The organism is Clostridium sp. AF32-12BH (assembly GCF_003477935.1).
Lineage (GTDB): Bacteria > Bacillota > Clostridia > Lachnospirales > Lachnospiraceae > Brotaphodocola.
In genome coordinates this window covers 174,337-189,488 of the sequence record NZ_QUEH01000005.1, presented here as the reverse complement: position 1 = coordinate 189,488, position 15,152 = coordinate 174,337, and the positions used below count along the sequence as shown (strand labels likewise).

12 protein-coding genes and 2 pseudogenes are annotated in these 15,152 nt (G+C 46.8%); 1 reads left to right on the top strand and 13 read right to left on the bottom strand.

Going from position 1 to position 15,152, the window contains the following annotated elements; genetic code table 11:
• Positions 1-42: 42 nt before the first annotated feature.
• Positions 43-1,377: an MATE family efflux transporter gene (locus tag DWZ40_RS06810; RefSeq protein WP_118542018.1), complete on the bottom strand. Its 1,335-nt coding sequence runs from the start codon at positions 1,375-1,377 to the stop codon at positions 43-45.
• 83 nt (positions 1,378-1,460) lie between these two features.
• Positions 1,461-3,152: an AAA family ATPase gene (locus DWZ40_RS06805; RefSeq protein WP_118542016.1), complete on the bottom strand. Its 1,692-nt coding sequence runs from the start codon at positions 3,150-3,152 to the stop codon at positions 1,461-1,463.
• A gap of 609 nt (positions 3,153-3,761) precedes the next feature.
• Between DWZ40_RS06805 and DWZ40_RS19775 the strand changes: the two are divergent.
• Positions 3,762-4,844 (top strand): annotated as a pseudogene (locus DWZ40_RS19775) (pyridoxal-phosphate dependent enzyme); the annotation flags it as partial.
• Positions 4,845-5,031: 187 nt separating this feature from the next.
• Here DWZ40_RS19775 and DWZ40_RS19990 read toward each other — a convergent pair.
• The 11 genes and pseudogenes from DWZ40_RS19990 to DWZ40_RS06745 form a co-directional block, all read right to left on the bottom strand.
• A complete protein-coding gene (locus DWZ40_RS19990; RefSeq protein WP_182431645.1) occupies positions 5,032-7,566 on the bottom strand; it encodes an excinuclease ABC subunit UvrA in 2,535 nt (844 codons plus the stop codon).
• Positions 7,567-7,689: 123 nt separating this feature from the next.
• Positions 7,690-9,000, bottom strand: a complete 1,311-nt coding sequence (locus DWZ40_RS06790; protein ID WP_118542012.1) for an ATP-binding protein — start codon at positions 8,998-9,000, stop codon at positions 7,690-7,692.
• Between the two features lie 310 nt (positions 9,001-9,310).
• Positions 9,311-9,955 carry a trimeric intracellular cation channel family protein gene (locus DWZ40_RS06785; protein WP_182431644.1) on the bottom strand — a complete coding sequence of 215 codons (645 nt, stop codon included), beginning with the start codon at positions 9,953-9,955 and terminating at the stop codon, positions 9,311-9,313.
• A gap of 126 nt (positions 9,956-10,081) precedes the next feature.
• Positions 10,082-10,612 (bottom strand): hypothetical protein, encoded by a 531-nt coding sequence (locus DWZ40_RS06780; RefSeq protein ID WP_118542008.1) that lies wholly within the window; start codon positions 10,610-10,612, stop codon positions 10,082-10,084.
• 155 nt (positions 10,613-10,767) lie between these two features.
• Complete coding sequence (locus DWZ40_RS06775) at positions 10,768-11,154, bottom strand: hypothetical protein (protein WP_147354143.1); 387 nt, start codon at positions 11,152-11,154, stop codon at positions 10,768-10,770.
• A gap of 119 nt (positions 11,155-11,273) precedes the next feature.
• Positions 11,274-12,041: a zinc ribbon domain-containing protein gene (locus tag DWZ40_RS06770; protein ID WP_118542004.1), complete on the bottom strand. Its 768-nt coding sequence runs from the start codon at positions 12,039-12,041 to the stop codon at positions 11,274-11,276.
• 32 nt (positions 12,042-12,073) lie between these two features.
• On the bottom strand, positions 12,074-12,256 hold the full coding sequence (locus DWZ40_RS06765; RefSeq protein WP_118542002.1) for a hypothetical protein: 183 nt from the start codon (positions 12,254-12,256) through the stop codon (positions 12,074-12,076).
• Entirely contained in the window at positions 12,249-12,845 is a 597-nt protein-coding gene (locus tag DWZ40_RS06760; RefSeq protein WP_243035241.1) for a DUF5714 domain-containing protein, read from the bottom strand. The genes DWZ40_RS06765 and DWZ40_RS06760 overlap by 8 nt, the downstream gene beginning before the upstream one ends.
• Positions 12,826-13,035 (bottom strand): hypothetical protein, encoded by a 210-nt coding sequence (locus DWZ40_RS06755; protein ID WP_118542000.1) that lies wholly within the window; start codon positions 13,033-13,035, stop codon positions 12,826-12,828. Before DWZ40_RS06755 ends, DWZ40_RS06760 begins: the two co-directional genes overlap by 20 nt.
• Positions 13,032-14,465 (bottom strand): annotated as a pseudogene (locus DWZ40_RS06750) (cation-translocating P-type ATPase); the annotation flags it as partial. The pseudogene DWZ40_RS06750 and the gene DWZ40_RS06755, both read right to left, overlap by 4 nt.
• A complete protein-coding gene (locus DWZ40_RS06745) occupies positions 14,348-15,079 on the bottom strand; it encodes a recombinase family protein (protein ID WP_118541996.1) in 732 nt (243 codons plus the stop codon). The gene DWZ40_RS06745 and the pseudogene DWZ40_RS06750, both read right to left, overlap by 118 nt.
• Positions 15,080-15,152: the final 73 nt, after the last annotated feature.

Sequence of the window (15,152 nt, the reverse complement as noted above, 5' to 3'; positions counted from 1 at the left end):
AAAGAAACAGGTACTGATTCTCCCCGATCAGTACCTGTTTCCTTAATCTGCAATATGTTCCTTTATAACCCTCTGATAAAACAAAATCGTCAGTGCCGTTGCAGCAAACCATCCAAACGGCCATGCCATCCAAATTCCGGTGCTTCCAAATTTCGGAGTCAGAAGCAGTGCAAATCCAATACGCAGGATCAAATCCGGCACGGTGGCTGCCACGAAATATGCCATGGCACCGGATCCGCGGATGATTCCGTCTGTCATCAGCTTGATTGAAATCATAAAATAAAACGGCGAGACAATTCTCAAAAATGCCATTCCGACGCGGATCGCCGCTTCGCTTTCTGCCGTCAAAAACAGCCCCATCATCCTGCGGCTAAACACAAAATACAACACGACAAACGGAAGCGCCGCAAGTTCTGAAAGTTTCACTCCTGTCCGGAAGCCAAGTGGAATCCGGGCTGGTTTTCCGGCACCCAGATTCTGGGCGGTGTAGCTGGAAAGGCAGGATCCAAGCGTCATAAAGGTGTTAATCGCAAACGTATTTAACTTGATCGCGCCAGAATATCCCGCCACTACAGAGGATCCATACCCATTGACAATTTCCTGTACAAACAAATTTCCAACGCTCAAAACGCTCTGCTGCAGAATGCTGGGCACGGCAATGACAATGATCTGCCAGAACAGAATTCTGTCAAACAGCGGCTGCCGTCCTTCTTCTTTTGTAAATTCCAGAAGCCGCTGCCACAACGTTACAAAAGCCAGCACGGCAGATACACCCTGGGCCAGAAACGTAGCCCAGGCTACACCGGAAACACCCCAGCCAAACCGGGCTACAAACAAATAATCCAGAAAAATATTCCCAACAGAGGATCCCATCAGAAAATACAACGGCGTTCTGGAATCTCCAAGCGCTGTAAAAATCCCGGTACACACATTATAAAACAGAAGAAAAACCAGTCCATACACATAGATTTTCAGATACAGAACGCCATCAGCCATAATATCCTGCGGTGTGTGAATCCACCGCATCATAGCGCTGCTGCCAAAATATCCAAACACACTCAGTGTCACTCCCAGGATCAAAACCGAAAGAAACGCTGTAGACACAGCCCGCTTCAGCCCCGCCTTATCTCCAGCGCCGAATAACCTCGAGATCACAACCGATGCGCCTAAATTCATTCCTACCGCAAATGCCATATAGATTACCGTAATCGGATACGATGCCCCAACTGCCGCCAGAGCAGCTTCCCCGGCGAACCTTCCCGCGATCATACTATCCGCAATATTATAAAATTGCTGAAACATCACGCTGAACATCATTGGCAGCAAAAAGCGCCACAAAGTCCGGTCCGGATGTTCTTTCGTCAAATCTGTAATCATCTTTCTCTCCGATACCCTATATTTTTATTCCTATGTCTTTCCGCTATATTCAGATGCACCACCGCAAAAACAGGTACTGACCATCATCCAATCAGTACCTGTTTCCCTTCAAACGCAAATCCATAATGCCGGATCTGTTCTTTTCGGATTCCCTGCGCCAATAATTCTGCATCATACTGTTTTTCTTCGATCTGCTGCAATGCTGCCTGCACCGTTTCTTCCAGGGATGCTTCCTTTCGCGGATTGTGGACTTTAAATTCCAGAATCACAGCCGGTCCATCCATTCGCTGCTTTTCTTTTGGAATCATCATCACATCGTAACGTCCAAACCCACTTTCCCGGTTCGAGCGGATATCATAACGCTCTGCCTGATCTGCAAGGAGTCCCAGAACAAAACCATGGTAAAATCGCTCCGGCTCACTGTCTGAATCTTTTCCAGTATCGAAATAGCTGAATGTCGCAAGCGCCACTTCATTCATATAATAATTCATGGCATCCAGATCGCCCTGAAGCAATGCTTTCACAAACCGGTTATAACTGGTCTGTGTAACTCCGAACCAGCCCTTGAACATATTGGAAAACATGCTGGATGTCTCAAGATTTGTAATACTCAGATGATACCATGGTTCTCGCAGCAATCCACGGTATTCCACATTCTCTGCTTTTAAATAGCCGCTGGCCAGCATCAGACTCCAGATCGCACTTTCATTTTTCCCAAGCTGGTCAAACACGATCTGCTCATCAAATGTAACGGTAATCTGACCGCCTTGCAAAAGCTCTTCCATTTTTTCCTTGATTTCCGCAGAAGCAGTTTGGATCAGTTTACTGACCAGATCATTCGAACTGGTAGATGCCCAGAACGGCTGAAGCTTTGCCGTGTCCAGATAATTGGTGATCGACCATGGATTATAAATATCCTTCCTGCTTCCAAACGTGAACCCATCGTACCATTGTTTCACTTCTTCTTTTTTATCTGCAAGACCGGCCAGATCCAGTGCATCAAATACTTCTGTTTCCGTGAAACCAAAGCAGTCTGCATACTCGTCTGAAGTAATGGTGACAACCTTCAGATTATTCAGATCGGAAAATACGGATTCCTTGGATACTCTGGTGATTCCGCTCATAACAGCACGTTCCAGATACGGATTCGTTTTAAATGCTGAATTGAACAAACCACGGATAAACCCGGTAAATGCATCCCAGTATCCATAAACATACGCTTCCTGCATGGGTGTATCATATTCATCCAGCAAAATGATCACACGTTTTTTCCAGTAATGATGCAGATAATACGATAAATTTTTTAAAGCGTCCTGTGCTGTCACCTCATCCATGTCGCAGTTCATGATTTTGGTAAACTGCTGTTTTTCCATTTCCGTAAAGCAATTCTGTTCCAGAAGGTAGCGGTGCTGCCGGTAAGTATCTCCTATGATATGGCGGATTTTCTGCACAGTGTCCGCATAGCAATTCTGTTTAACATCTGCAAAGCTCAGATAAATAACCGGATAACTTCCCTGGATTTTCTGATAAGCCGGATCTTTCCAGACAGAAAGTCCCTCAAACAAGTCGCCCCGGTTTTGATACTGCAGCGAAAAGAAACAATTCAGCATGCTCATATTCAGGGTTTTTCCAAAACGCCGCGGACGTGTAATCAGCGTTACCACATCGTTCGACTCCCACCAGGATTTGATAAACCCGGTCTTATCTACCAGAAAACAATTCTGTTCCCGCAGCACAGCAAAATCCTGTATTCCAATGCTGATCTTCGGCTTCATACTCCTCACCGTCCTTTCCTGCATTCTGATTTGCCAGACTTTTCATGGGTCTGGAAATACCCGCGATCTGTAACGCGTTTTTCTTAATTATAGCAGTCCCGTTGCATTCTGTCACGCACAAGGTATCGCGTTTTTTTACCTGTTTTTCGCATATACTATAGTATCAGAAAGTCGGGGTGATAGACTGTGCTGGCATGGATTTTTTATCTGGTAGATGCCATAAAAAAGCTGTTGTAATTCTAATGGGGCGTATAAGCTGCCGGTTGGCAGCTTATACGCCCCTGCTTATTCCACCATATTATCTTTTCAAGTCTGCTCCGGCCGCCGAGTGTTCTACGGGATATTCGAAAAGGTGAGCCTAGACACTGGCGATACGCGAAATGCGCATTCCTCCCAGAACCGGCGCAGCAAATGTATTATACTGCCAATAACAGTGAAATGCAAGTATTCCCGAGGCTTACTTATGTGAACAGTAACACACGCAATTGACAAGTCAGCCCATTCATGCTATAAAAATATTAACTTTCATACAGAATGCTTCCAGCACCCCCGGGTGCCGGGTTACAGGCATAGGACTTCACTCCGTCAGGGTTGCCAGCGGGCAGAGGGGTGAGGTCTTATGCCTGTTTTGTTATTCTGGACTTAAACAGATCATTACTTTATAATAAGCTTCTGACCCTGACACCGGAGGAATTGTCCCGCGGTATTGCGACCATCTCTTCCGGGAACCACGGAAGCTCTGTCAGCTATGCCGCATCGCTTCTTGGGATTCCAAACGCAAAGATCATTGTTCCCAGGACAACGCCGGAAAGCAAGCTGGACAAGATCCGTTACTTCGGTGCAGAGGTGCTTCTCATGGGGAACAATTATGACGAAGCCCATGCCCTCGGCATGGACTACATCAACGTCCACGGCATGACCTACATTGATGCCTACTACGATGACCCGAAGATTTACGGCGGTCAGGGAACCATCGGCATCGAAATCCTGAAACAAAATCCGGACATCGACACCATGGTCGTGCCGATCGGGGGCGGTGCCCTCATCACCGGAATCGCGGTCGCCGCAAAAACGATCAAACCGGATATCCGGATCATCGGAGTGCAGACAGAAGCCTGTCCTGCCATGATCAAATCCTATGAAGACGGGGTATTTTATAAAGATTATCCCTGTGAAAGCTCGGTCTGTGATGCCCTCATCGGTGGGGTCGGGGCACTCAGCTACCAGATGCTGAAAGATTATGCAGATAATCTCATCTCCGTTTCCGAAGAATCGATTGGAAGGGCCGTGAGTTTTATGGCCCGGAAAGAAAAATATATCGCAGAGGCCGGAAGCTGCACCACCGTAGCCGCTGTTATGGAGCAGCGTGAACGGATCGGCATTCCCATGGCTCCAGACACGGGCGTCATCGCCGACTTACATCCTGGCCGCATCGGCCGCTGTATTCTCCTGCGTGCCGATATCGATGCGCTCCCTGTCTGTGAAGAAACCGGAGTCTCCTATGCTTCGAAAAATCCAAATGTCATGCATGCCTGCGGGCACGATGCCCACATCGCCATGCTGCTTGGTGCCGCAAAGCTTTTGTTCCAGCTCAAAGATCAGATTCCCGGAAATGTACGCCTGCTCTTCCAGCCCTGCGAAGAGCTGATTTTCAGCGAAGACTGTCCAAAATCCGGTGCCCAGCTGATTCTGGAAGATGAAGAAATCAAAGGGACCAATTATGCGCAGCATCACGCAAAATTCAATACCGATGATGATGCGCTCGCACTTGGTGTTACAGGGCTGGCGGCGGTTGCGTGGGATTTTCTTTTGAACGAAAAAGTAAGCTGCTCCCACGACTGTATCATACGGGATTTTCAGTCCGGAAACTCCCTACTTACTACAAATATTTTCCCGTTACACTTTCCGCACACGCCTTCACTTTCTCCGGTGTGCCGCACACCACGATCTGACCGCCTTCTTCTCCGCCGCCTGGTCCCATATCGACGACATAGTCGGCATTACGGATCAGATCCAGGTCATGTTCTATGACAATGACGGTCGCACCGCTGTCAATCAGACGCTGAAATACCACAAGAAGCGTCTGTACATCCAGCGGATGCAGGCCGATGGTCGGCTCATCGAAGACAAAGACCGTGTCTGACTGGCCTTTCCCCATCTCACTCGCCAGTTTTAAACGCTGTGCCTCACCGCCGGAAAGACTCGGGGTTGCCTCGCCAAGGGTCAGGTAGCCAAGTCCAAGATCCGAAAGAGTCTGCAGCCGTCTGGACACCAGCTTTAAGTCATCGCATACAGGAAGTGCCTTGTCCACGCTCATGCTCATGAGCTCCGGCAGCGTGCTGGATGTACCATCTTCCCGGACACGATGCACCAGGGAAGCTTCCTTGCTGTAGCGGGAGCCGCCGCAGTCCGGGCATACAACCTCCACATCCGGCAGAAACTGGATATCCAGGCTGATCGAACCGGTTCCATCGCAGGTCGGGCAGCGCAGCTTTCCTGTATTGTAGGAAAAGTCCCCTGCCTTGTATGTTCCTTTCTTTGCATCCGGCGTTTTCGCATAAATCTTGCGCAGTTCATCGTGGATTCCAGCATAGGTTGCCACGGTAGAACGAATGTTGATACCGATCGGGGTCGCATCGATCAGCTTCACCTGGCTGATGCCCGGAGCCAACACGGCTTTTACATGCGTCGGAAGTGCCTCTCCACGCACCTGCGCCTGCAGACCCGGGATCAGACTTTCCAGGATCAACGTCGTTTTTCCAGAACCGGACACACCGGTTACTGCCGTCAGCCGCCCTTTCGGAATCTTCACGGTCAGTGGCTTTACCGTGTGGATCTGGTCTGTCGTCATCTCTATACTTCCCAGTTCAAACATACTTTCCGATTCTGCTTTTTCCCGCACCAGCATCGATCTGGCACCAGACAAAAAGCCGCCGATCCTGGAATTGGGGTCTGCCGCCACATCCGTGATCGTTCCCTGGGAAATGACGTTTCCGCCCTTCTCTCCGGCTTCCGGTCCCATCTCAATCATCCAGTCCGCATCTTTTAAGATCTGGGTATCGTGATCAACCAGAACAATCGAATTTCCGTCTGCGATCAGATCTCGCATCACACCACGCAGTCCTTCGATATTAGACGGGTGCAGACCAATAGACGGCTCGTCCAGCACATAGAGGACACCGGTTGTGCGGTTGCGCACCGACCGTGCCAGCTGTACCCGCTGCCGCTCCCCGGTCGAAAGCGTGGATGCTTCCCGGTCCAGAGTCAGATACCCCAGCCCCAGTTCCAGCAGGCGTACCGCCATTCCGCGGAAGGAATCGCAGATACTTTCTGCCATGGAAACCATCTCTTTCGGAAGTGTCGCCGGAATGCTGTCCACCCATTTTGAAAGATCTGTCAGCGTCATACGGCAGGCATCCGCCAGCGTGATGCCTTCGATGCGCGGCGCCCTCGCCCGCTCGGAAAGCCTGGAACCGCCGCAGGCATGACAGACATCCTGCCGCAAAAACTTCTCGACCCGCTTCATTCCTTTTTCATCGGTCACCTTCGCCAAAGCGTTTTCCACCGTATAAACAGCATTAAAATAAGTAAAATCCATCTCTCCCGCCGCACCGGTCTTGGAATTCTGATACAGCATATGGACCTTCTTCGCCGGTCCATGGAACACGATTTCTTTTTCCTGCTCCGTCAGGTCACGAAACGGCACATCCGTCCGCACGCCCATATCCCGCGCGATATCCTTCATCAGCGACCACATCAGGGTCTGCCACGGCAGCACTGCGCCCTCCTCGATGGAAAGCGAATCATCCGGGACCAGGGTCGATTCATCCACCACCCGGACAATGCCGGTTCCGTCACAGGCCGGACACGCACCGGTGCTGTTAAAGGACAGTTCTTCTGCGGATGGCGGATAGAAATGCTCCCCACACTCCGGGCAGACCAGTTCCAGTCCGGCAGCTACATTCATGGTCGGTTCCAGCCGGTGTCCATTCGGACAAACGTGGCTGGACAGACGCGAAAACATCAGACGAACCACATTGAGCAGTTCCGTCGATGTGCCGAACGTGCTGCGCATGCCCGGCACGCCCGGCCGCTGATGCAGCGCCAGAGCCGCCGGAACATAACGCAGATCATCCACCTGCGCCTTCTCTGCCTGTGTCATACGGCGTCTGGTATAAGTCGAAAGTGCCTCCAGATAACGCCTGGAGCCCTCCGCATATAAAACGCCCAACGCCAGGGAGGATTTTCCCGAGCCGGACACTCCGGCAATCCCCACGATTTTGTGTAAGGGAATATCTACATCAACATTTTTCAAATTATGCACCCGTGCACCGCGCACCTGAATGGCGGTCGGGGTGCCGTGTTTCCAGTTTGGCTGTGATTCCGGTTGGGAATCGGGTAAATGAGTCGTCATGAAATGTTCTCCTGTATAAAGTTTTATATCCGTAATACATACATTTTTTCGGGCCTGTTTTCGCCCGTTCTTTACACTTTTTCGTCCCTAATTCTATCTATTTTCCACATTTTTTCGGGTCATTCATTTTCCGCACAAAACATTGTCCAAATACTCTGCAAGCATATAAAGCGGCACATTGATCAGCCAGTCTTCTTTCTTATAATTAGCCATACTGCTTCTGATTGCTGTGGTGGGGTGATACTTATCGCAAAATGCTTTTAAACTTTTTGCCCGAAGGTTCTGTTCTGCTTTTATCTCGATTGGGATACAATCAAGATCTCCCTGCAAAATAAAATCAATCTCGCCGGTTGAACGTTCTGTAGCAAAATAATAAAGTGGATATCCGGATGCGTGGAATTCCTGCGCAACATACTGTTCTGTGAGTGCCCTCTTAAACTCTTCAAAAATCCTGCTTCCTTCCAGCAGCAATCTGGCAGATAAACCTGCTTTCGCAGCCAAAAGACCTACATCGAACATAAACATTTTAAAACTATTCATTTCCATGTAAGCGATGAGCGGAATATCCGGTTTGGATACTCTGTAGCTTTTTAAGATTAAGCCAGCATCTTCCAACCACTGAATTGCAAGTTCAAAATCTTTTGCTCTTGCTCCTTCCCGTAATGCTCCATACATGAACTTTCGGTTTTCTTTCGCCAGTTGGGATGGAATAGAATTCCAAACCATCATAATCCGCGGAACCACTTCTTTTGGTGCATGTTTGCTAAAGTCTTCTTCATAATATGTCAGAAGATTCTCCTGTATTTCACGTACTTCATACAAGTCATCTGTATCAATATAAGTCTGAACAACCTCTGGCATTCCGCCCACAAAATAATACTTTTTCAGCAAATCCATATATTTTCCGGCATAGGCATTTATTAATTCATAATCCTGTGCCTTTAGTGTTTCATATAATCCGTTTTCTCCAATAGCCAAAAGGAATTCTCTGAAATTCATAGGGGACAATTTCAAAAAATCCACTTTTCCAACCGGAAATGATGTTCCCTGATGCAATGCAACGCCAAGCAGGGAGCCTGCAGCAATAATAGAATACTGCGGTGCATTCTCATAGAAATATTTTAAAGATGCCAATGCCTTCGGTGCTTCTTGAATCTCATCAAAAATAAGCAACGTATTTTCTGCCTGAAAGCTTTTTCCATATTCAATTTTAATCGCTGACAGAATCCGTTTTAAGTCAAAATCTAATTCAAATACATCTTTCATTGCTTTGTTATTATCAAAATTGATATAGACTGTATTTTCATAGAATCTGGCACCAAATTCTTTCATGATCCATGTTTTTCCAACCTGTCTTGCACCTTGTATGATTAATGGTTTTCGATTTCGTTTCTTCATCCACCGTTCCAGCCGGGCAAATAACTCTCTTTCCATAGAAACCTCCTCATATACAACATATACTTTCCACTCTGATTTATTCTATAATAACATTTTTTCGGATGTTAAACCATATAACAGAACATTTTTTCGGATGTTATTTCGCTTAATTTAACATTTTTACGGACGTTATTTATTTTTAGTCTACATTTTTGCGGACGTATTTAATATAAATCACACACTCAATGATCAACAGACACTCCACTGATACCTTCTCGATATGCAATTCAACAAAAAACAGAAGCCACATTTTCTTTTTTTCGAATTTGAAAATGTAACTTCTGTTTTTTATTCTCTATTAGCCGCTCTACCGGATCCGCGGCAAATTAAGCTTCAGCTTTGTTGCCAGCATACGGATTCCAAACACCAGTCCGGCTCCAAGCAACGCCGCCGCGCTCTGCTGCATCCCATGGAGTACGCAAAAGAAATAGCAGGCACTTCCCACAAGCGATGCCACCGCATAGATGTGCTTGGAAATGACCATGGGCATCCGCTGCACCATCATATCCCGGATGATTCCGCCGCCGACCCCGGTGATCATTCCCATGAAAATCGCCAGAAAGAAATTGCGCGGACACCCGGACTGCAGAGTTGCCTGAACCCCGTAAACAGAAAAAATACCTAAACCGATGGAATCCACCACATTGTTCAGACGGTCAAGCAGCTCCGCATGACTGTCATAATAGCTCTTGTGCGTATATGCGATCCAGAATACCGCAAGGGCTGTCATGACCGACAATACGATTTCCGGGTAATTGTAAAAGTTTCCGGATGGCACCATACCAAGAAGCGTGTCCCTCAAAGTTCCTCCCCCAAGTGCGGTGATCAGCCCCAGTAACATCACCCCAAATACATCGACGCCTGCGTCGATCGCGATCATGGCACCTGATATGGAAAACGCGATAATTCCCGCTATTTCCATTCCCATAAGAATCGTTTGAAAATCTGTCATACCCTGTTCCCTCTCCATGTTTGATTCGTTGTAATTGTTTTATTCCCCTCAATTACAATTCTCTTCTGATTTTACCATGATTATGAGAACAGCGCAGTAATTTTCTTCCAAAAATCAAATCTCCTGTCATACAGGATTTTTTGTCGGGCAAATTTCTATTCGGGAACGCACCATACTTCCAATCTTCCTGAAATACAGAACCGCAGCCAGCACAAGCGAAAGCACATCCGCAACCGGCTGTGCCCAGATCTTTGCCGGAACGTATAAGGCATAATCCAAGGATACACCATTTTCATCATCCTGATAAGAATCCTGCTCGAATTTTCCTTTCGTCGCATCGATCAATTCCTGTTGGGCGTCTGTAAGGACCACCTTCTGATTCATACCACCCCGGTCACCAACACGTGCACCACCCGTGTGATTCTCACCATTTTCATTCTGTCCCTGCGGTCCCCTGTCACCTTTCTGTCCTCGGTCACCCTTCTGTCCGTTTTCACCGGCATCCGGTGCTGTATGTTCCTCTGATGCAGCTGTTTGTGTATCGCTTTCGGATACCGTCGTTGTTTCTGCTGCGGTCGTCTGACTTGAACCGCATCCTGCCATCAGGGCAGAGGCCATAAGCACTGGTAAAAGTTTTGCTGCTAAATTACGTCTCATAATTTTCTCCTCGATTCTGTTATTTTACTTGTTGTCCCAGCAGTGAATCAAAATCTCATGTAAGCATAGGCTCTGATTCACTGCCAATAAAAAAATTGAGCAGCAAAAATGCGCGATAAGTTCGGACTTACGCATTCTGCTGCTCAACTTGTGATTTATATTACAAGCAAAATATGTTTAGCTTCCAGAAAACCAAGAATCCGGTCTAAATCTGCTTTTCCACGAATCCCTGGCAGAACTGTCAGCACCCCAGTCTTATCCAGGGCATATTGCAGGCACTGATACTCCGTAAGCGCCTGACCGAAGGGAGATGTTTTCGCATCCAGAAGCTGCCAGTCCACAGACCGCTTGATGGTATCCATGTTTGTTGTCCAGCCATAGGTAACGGTTTCATAATTGGCTCCAAAATGGATCTGGAAATATGCCTTATCCCGGTTGCCTTTGAGCGCCCGTCCATAGGCCACAAAAGGCTTTGCCTCAGCGGATGCCATATCAAAATAATTGATTCCACGCTCCAGTGCATAGTGAATGGTTTCTTCCATTTCCTGTTCACTGGCAGCCTGAATTTTTTCATCTTTTTCTGCACATACATTATAAACAGGGATACAGGATATATCAAATACTTCGTTTCTACACCTCTTTATGCCTGAAAAGCATGAGATCATCTCTTTTTGTATAATACCAGTTCTGGATTTATTCCGTCTTTTTCGTAAGTAGCTATCAGCAGAAAATCCATTCCTGCAAGAACTCCAAAACATCGTTCCCCGCCAAATTCACATTCCAGCTGGTTTCCGAGATACGTCTTCTGGTCATCCAGAAATGGAACTGCATTGCCATTTGGAAGCGGATACGCAAGATTGATATCCTTCCCGACAAGTGCATATAATGTTTCGACTTTCGGCAATCCTTCTATGTGCAGGTCGTTGATTTCCTCGATCAGCTGTTTCTTAAATTCCTCAAACTGTCCGTGATCACTGAGTTTCTCATATCGTTTCCAGTAATCCAGCGTCGGAAGCAGTTCTTTCATATAAGCCCGTGCCTGCTCCTCTGTAAAATTCTCATTTACCATATGTTTCACGCAGACATTGATCAGGTCATCCATATTATGGTAGGTATAGGTTCCATCGGCATAACACCATTTGCAGTAATCCTCATTTAAATCACCGTCCTGGTCCCGGCCGATGACGGAATCATCGTAAAGCGGCATCCCGCAGCACTGGCAGATCAGCTCTCTTGGTTCCCCCAAAAGGGTATTGATCGACACGTCAAATTCCCTGGATAAAAGTTTTAAGGTTTCCGTATTCGGAATGGTTTCCCCGTTTTCCCAGCGCGATACCGCCTGCCTTGTTACCATAATTTTTCCGGCCAGCTCGTCCTGCGACATTCCTTTCTGGGTACGAAGCTTGTAAATAATATTTTTTGTTTCCACGCGCAATCACTCCTTCCACATTCCATTTTATCTTACCGGGTTTGTGGAAGCAAGCAACCGGCAGTTGCTTTCATCGCATCAATTAGAACCAGGATTTTCTTCCTGAGTTCTTCCATAATAATCTGAAACTCAGCATCACTTTTTCCAGTCGGATCTTCCAGTCCCCAGTTATCGTCGAACGGTCTGCCGATAAACGCTACTTTCTTCTTATTCATAAAACGGACACCTTTCTTTGATACATTGCTCATTCCGGTCGGTGAATTCACATTTCTGAGATTCATATTGTAACGTGACACCATAATGCTGATTGACATACGCAATCCCGTTCTTAAATGCGATCATTGCGTCACGTTTGCAGCATCGCGGACCATTTACCGCGCCTAATTCTCCGATTGCCTTTGATACAAATTGCATATGATCTCCCCAGGTTCCGTCGGTTGAGAGCGGTCCAGTCCCATCAATGATAGAAAGCGCAGCACCGATGGAAGTGATGGCACCACAGATTCCCCATAATCCGCACATAGCTCCCGGCATCCGGAGTCCCTCTGCCATAAGTTTGTCCAAAGCCTGGTCAATGTCGATGTCTCCGCCTGCATTTTTATAAGCAACCAGCAGACTGGCTCCGTCCAGAATATGATGCTCTGGCCCGTGCATGCTGATATAATCTTTTTCCGCAATGTCCTTAAAAATTTGGACCGGGCTGGTCCCCGTCTCTTGTTTGATATCTTTTACAATGCATTCCGCTTTTTCTTTTATCGTCATAATTTCACCCTTATAGTTTCCTTTACACATTCTGTCTGCCATACTCTTTCCGCGATTTTTTGCTTCTGCAGAAGCAGAAGTAATTTTCCAAAACAGCTACAATGACCATCCCCCCAGTGTTGCCTTTCGTACCAACATTATAACATGGGGAACGTACCTTTTCTTTTATCAGATAATAAGGTCCAAATCCAAAAATTAATAATCCAATCAGCTGTCCAACAATTTTCGTCATCTCATGTTCCTCCATTTTAACAGCAACGCTGAATTTGTAATTACAAGGACAGATCCTGCATTATGCACCAGTGCTCCGACAACCGGGTCAAGCGTGCCCATGATTACCAGAATGATGGCTATGAAATTCAGTCCCATGGAAAATGACATATTGATTTTTATCGTTGTCATCATTCTTTTAGAAAGTGCCAATAAATGCGGAAATTCCTTTACCTCATCATCCACCAGGGCGATATCTGCCGCATCCACAGCAATGTCACTTCCGACACCGCCCATAGCAATACCGACGTCAGCTGCTTTTAAGGCTGGTGCATCATTGATTTCATCCCCGATCATACAGACAGCTTCCTGCCTGTTCTGATATTCATTTATGTATTTTAATTTATCCTCTGGAAGACAGTTTGCATGAACCTCAAAGATACCAAGCTGGTCGGCAATGGCCGCAGCAGCTTTTTCATTATCACCGGTAAGAAGTACCGGCTGTACATTTAATGCTGTTAATGCCTTTATTGTGCCTGCACTTTCACTTCGTATTGTATCAGACAGCACAATACAACCGGTATAAATACCGTCTAAAGCCAGATAAATAACCGTACAGCCCTGATTAATATATTCTTCTGCCTGCGTTATCATTTTCGGTGAAATGGTTATATTATTTTCAGTTAGCATAGCTTTGTTTCCTGCAAGCAAACGATAACCTTCCACTTTTGCCGACACACCTCTGCCCGGTATCATCTTAAAATCCGAAGCTTCCGGAATTTTTGAAGAGTATTCGCTTGTGAAGCATCTGACAATTGCTTTTCCCAGTGGATGCTCCGATGAAGCTTCCGCTGCAGCACAGATTGCAGCCATAATTGCAGTAGGGGTAGCCAGTACAAGAGCACAAGGACAGAAAACAACCAGAATTGTCACTGCACGTATGATTTTTCCTGTGATAAGCCATGTAAGCACAGCTGCGCTGAGAGCAATCACGACAATCCATGTCGCCCATCGGTCAGCGATCCCCACAATCTTTGCTTTTCCTGCATCTGCTGACTGAACAAGGCGTATCATTCTCTGTATGGAACTATCTTCACCAACTTTTGTTGCAAGCATCTCAAAAGCACCACACTGATTTACTGTACCGGAAGAAACCTCATCACCTACCGTCTTATCAACCGGAAGTGATTCTCCTGTCATAACGTCCTGATTGACAGATGTCTGCCCGGAAATAATCATTCCATCCACCGGAACCGTTTCGCCCGGCAACACCTTCAGTACATCATGAAGCTTTACTTCCTGTGCAGATATTACAGATTCCTTTCCATCTGCAATCACACGTGCAGTCTGCGGTGTGAGATGTACCAGTTTCTCAATACCGGCTCTTGCCTTCGCAACTGTAAGTTCTTCCAAAAGTCCTCCAAGCTGCATGATAAAAGCAACTTCACCACTCGTGCGTTCTCTGCTACCGCATTCTGCGTAAGTTCAACCGTCACAGCGATTTCCTCCTGCAGGGCATCACGCTTGGCTTCCAGTTCAGAATTATCGCAAAGCATCTTTCGTATCATTTCTGTGTTGGCAATGATCTCGTCCTTCTCGGTAATCAGCCGGTTCAGTGCTTTTATAAAATATTCTTTGATTTCGTACTCCGTCAGGTGCGGAGTGGAGCAGCCTGTCTTGTTTCGGAATTTATTATTGCACTGGTAGATGATGCGGCGATACTTGTCATTGGAATGCCACACCTTGGAACCATACCAGCCGCCGCATTCCGCACACTGCACCTTGGTAGAGAAAATGCTGACTCCGCTGTAGCGTTCTTTCCCTTTATTTCGCTTTGCAATTTCAGCCTGTACCAATTCAAAAATCTGCGGATCAATAATTGCCTCATGGTTATTTTCTACATAATACTGCGGCACTTCGCCTTCATTAGTTTTCGTCTTCTTCGTCAGAAAATCTACTGTGTAGGACTTCTGCAGCAGAGCATCGCCCTTGTATTTTTCACTAGTAAGAATACTCCGCACCGTTGACTGGTTCCACTTACTGTGACCTCCGTTCCAAGGGTGCATATCGAGTTGTCTGTCCTCTACTGGGAAAGAACAAAAGGTCACGCTTTAAGAACCGAAAGGCAAAAAAATAATG

Coding starts and splice junctions, on each gene's coding strand:
- DWZ40_RS06765 (WP_118542002.1), bottom strand. CDS start 12,256: ATGAATAAGAAGAAAGTAGCGTTTATCGGCAGACCGTTCGACGATAAC.
- DWZ40_RS06780 (WP_118542008.1), bottom strand. CDS start 10,612: ATGAGACGTAATTTAGCAGCAAAACTTTTACCAGTGCTTATGGCCTCT.
- DWZ40_RS06760 (WP_243035241.1), bottom strand. CDS start 12,845: ATGGCAGACAGAATGTGTAAAGGAAACTATAAGGGTGAAATTATGACG.
- DWZ40_RS06805 (WP_118542016.1), bottom strand. CDS start 3,152: ATGAAGCCGAAGATCAGCATTGGAATACAGGATTTTGCTGTGCTGCGG.
- DWZ40_RS19990 (WP_182431645.1), bottom strand. CDS start 7,566: ATGACGACTCATTTACCCGATTCCCAACCGGAATCACAGCCAAACTGG.
- DWZ40_RS06775 (WP_147354143.1), bottom strand. CDS start 11,154: ATGGAAGAAACCATTCACTATGCACTGGAGCGTGGAATCAATTATTTT.
- DWZ40_RS06790 (WP_118542012.1), bottom strand. CDS start 9,000: ATGGAAAGAGAGTTATTTGCCCGGCTGGAACGGTGGATGAAGAAACGA.
- DWZ40_RS06745 (WP_118541996.1), bottom strand. CDS start 15,079: ATGCACCCTTGGAACGGAGGTCACAGTAAGTGGAACCAGTCAACGGTG.
- DWZ40_RS06755 (WP_118542000.1), bottom strand. CDS start 13,035: ATGACGAAAATTGTTGGACAGCTGATTGGATTATTAATTTTTGGATTT.
- DWZ40_RS06810 (WP_118542018.1), bottom strand. CDS start 1,377: ATGATTACAGATTTGACGAAAGAACATCCGGACCGGACTTTGTGGCGC.
- DWZ40_RS06785 (WP_182431644.1), bottom strand. CDS start 9,955: ATGACAGATTTTCAAACGATTCTTATGGGAATGGAAATAGCGGGAATT.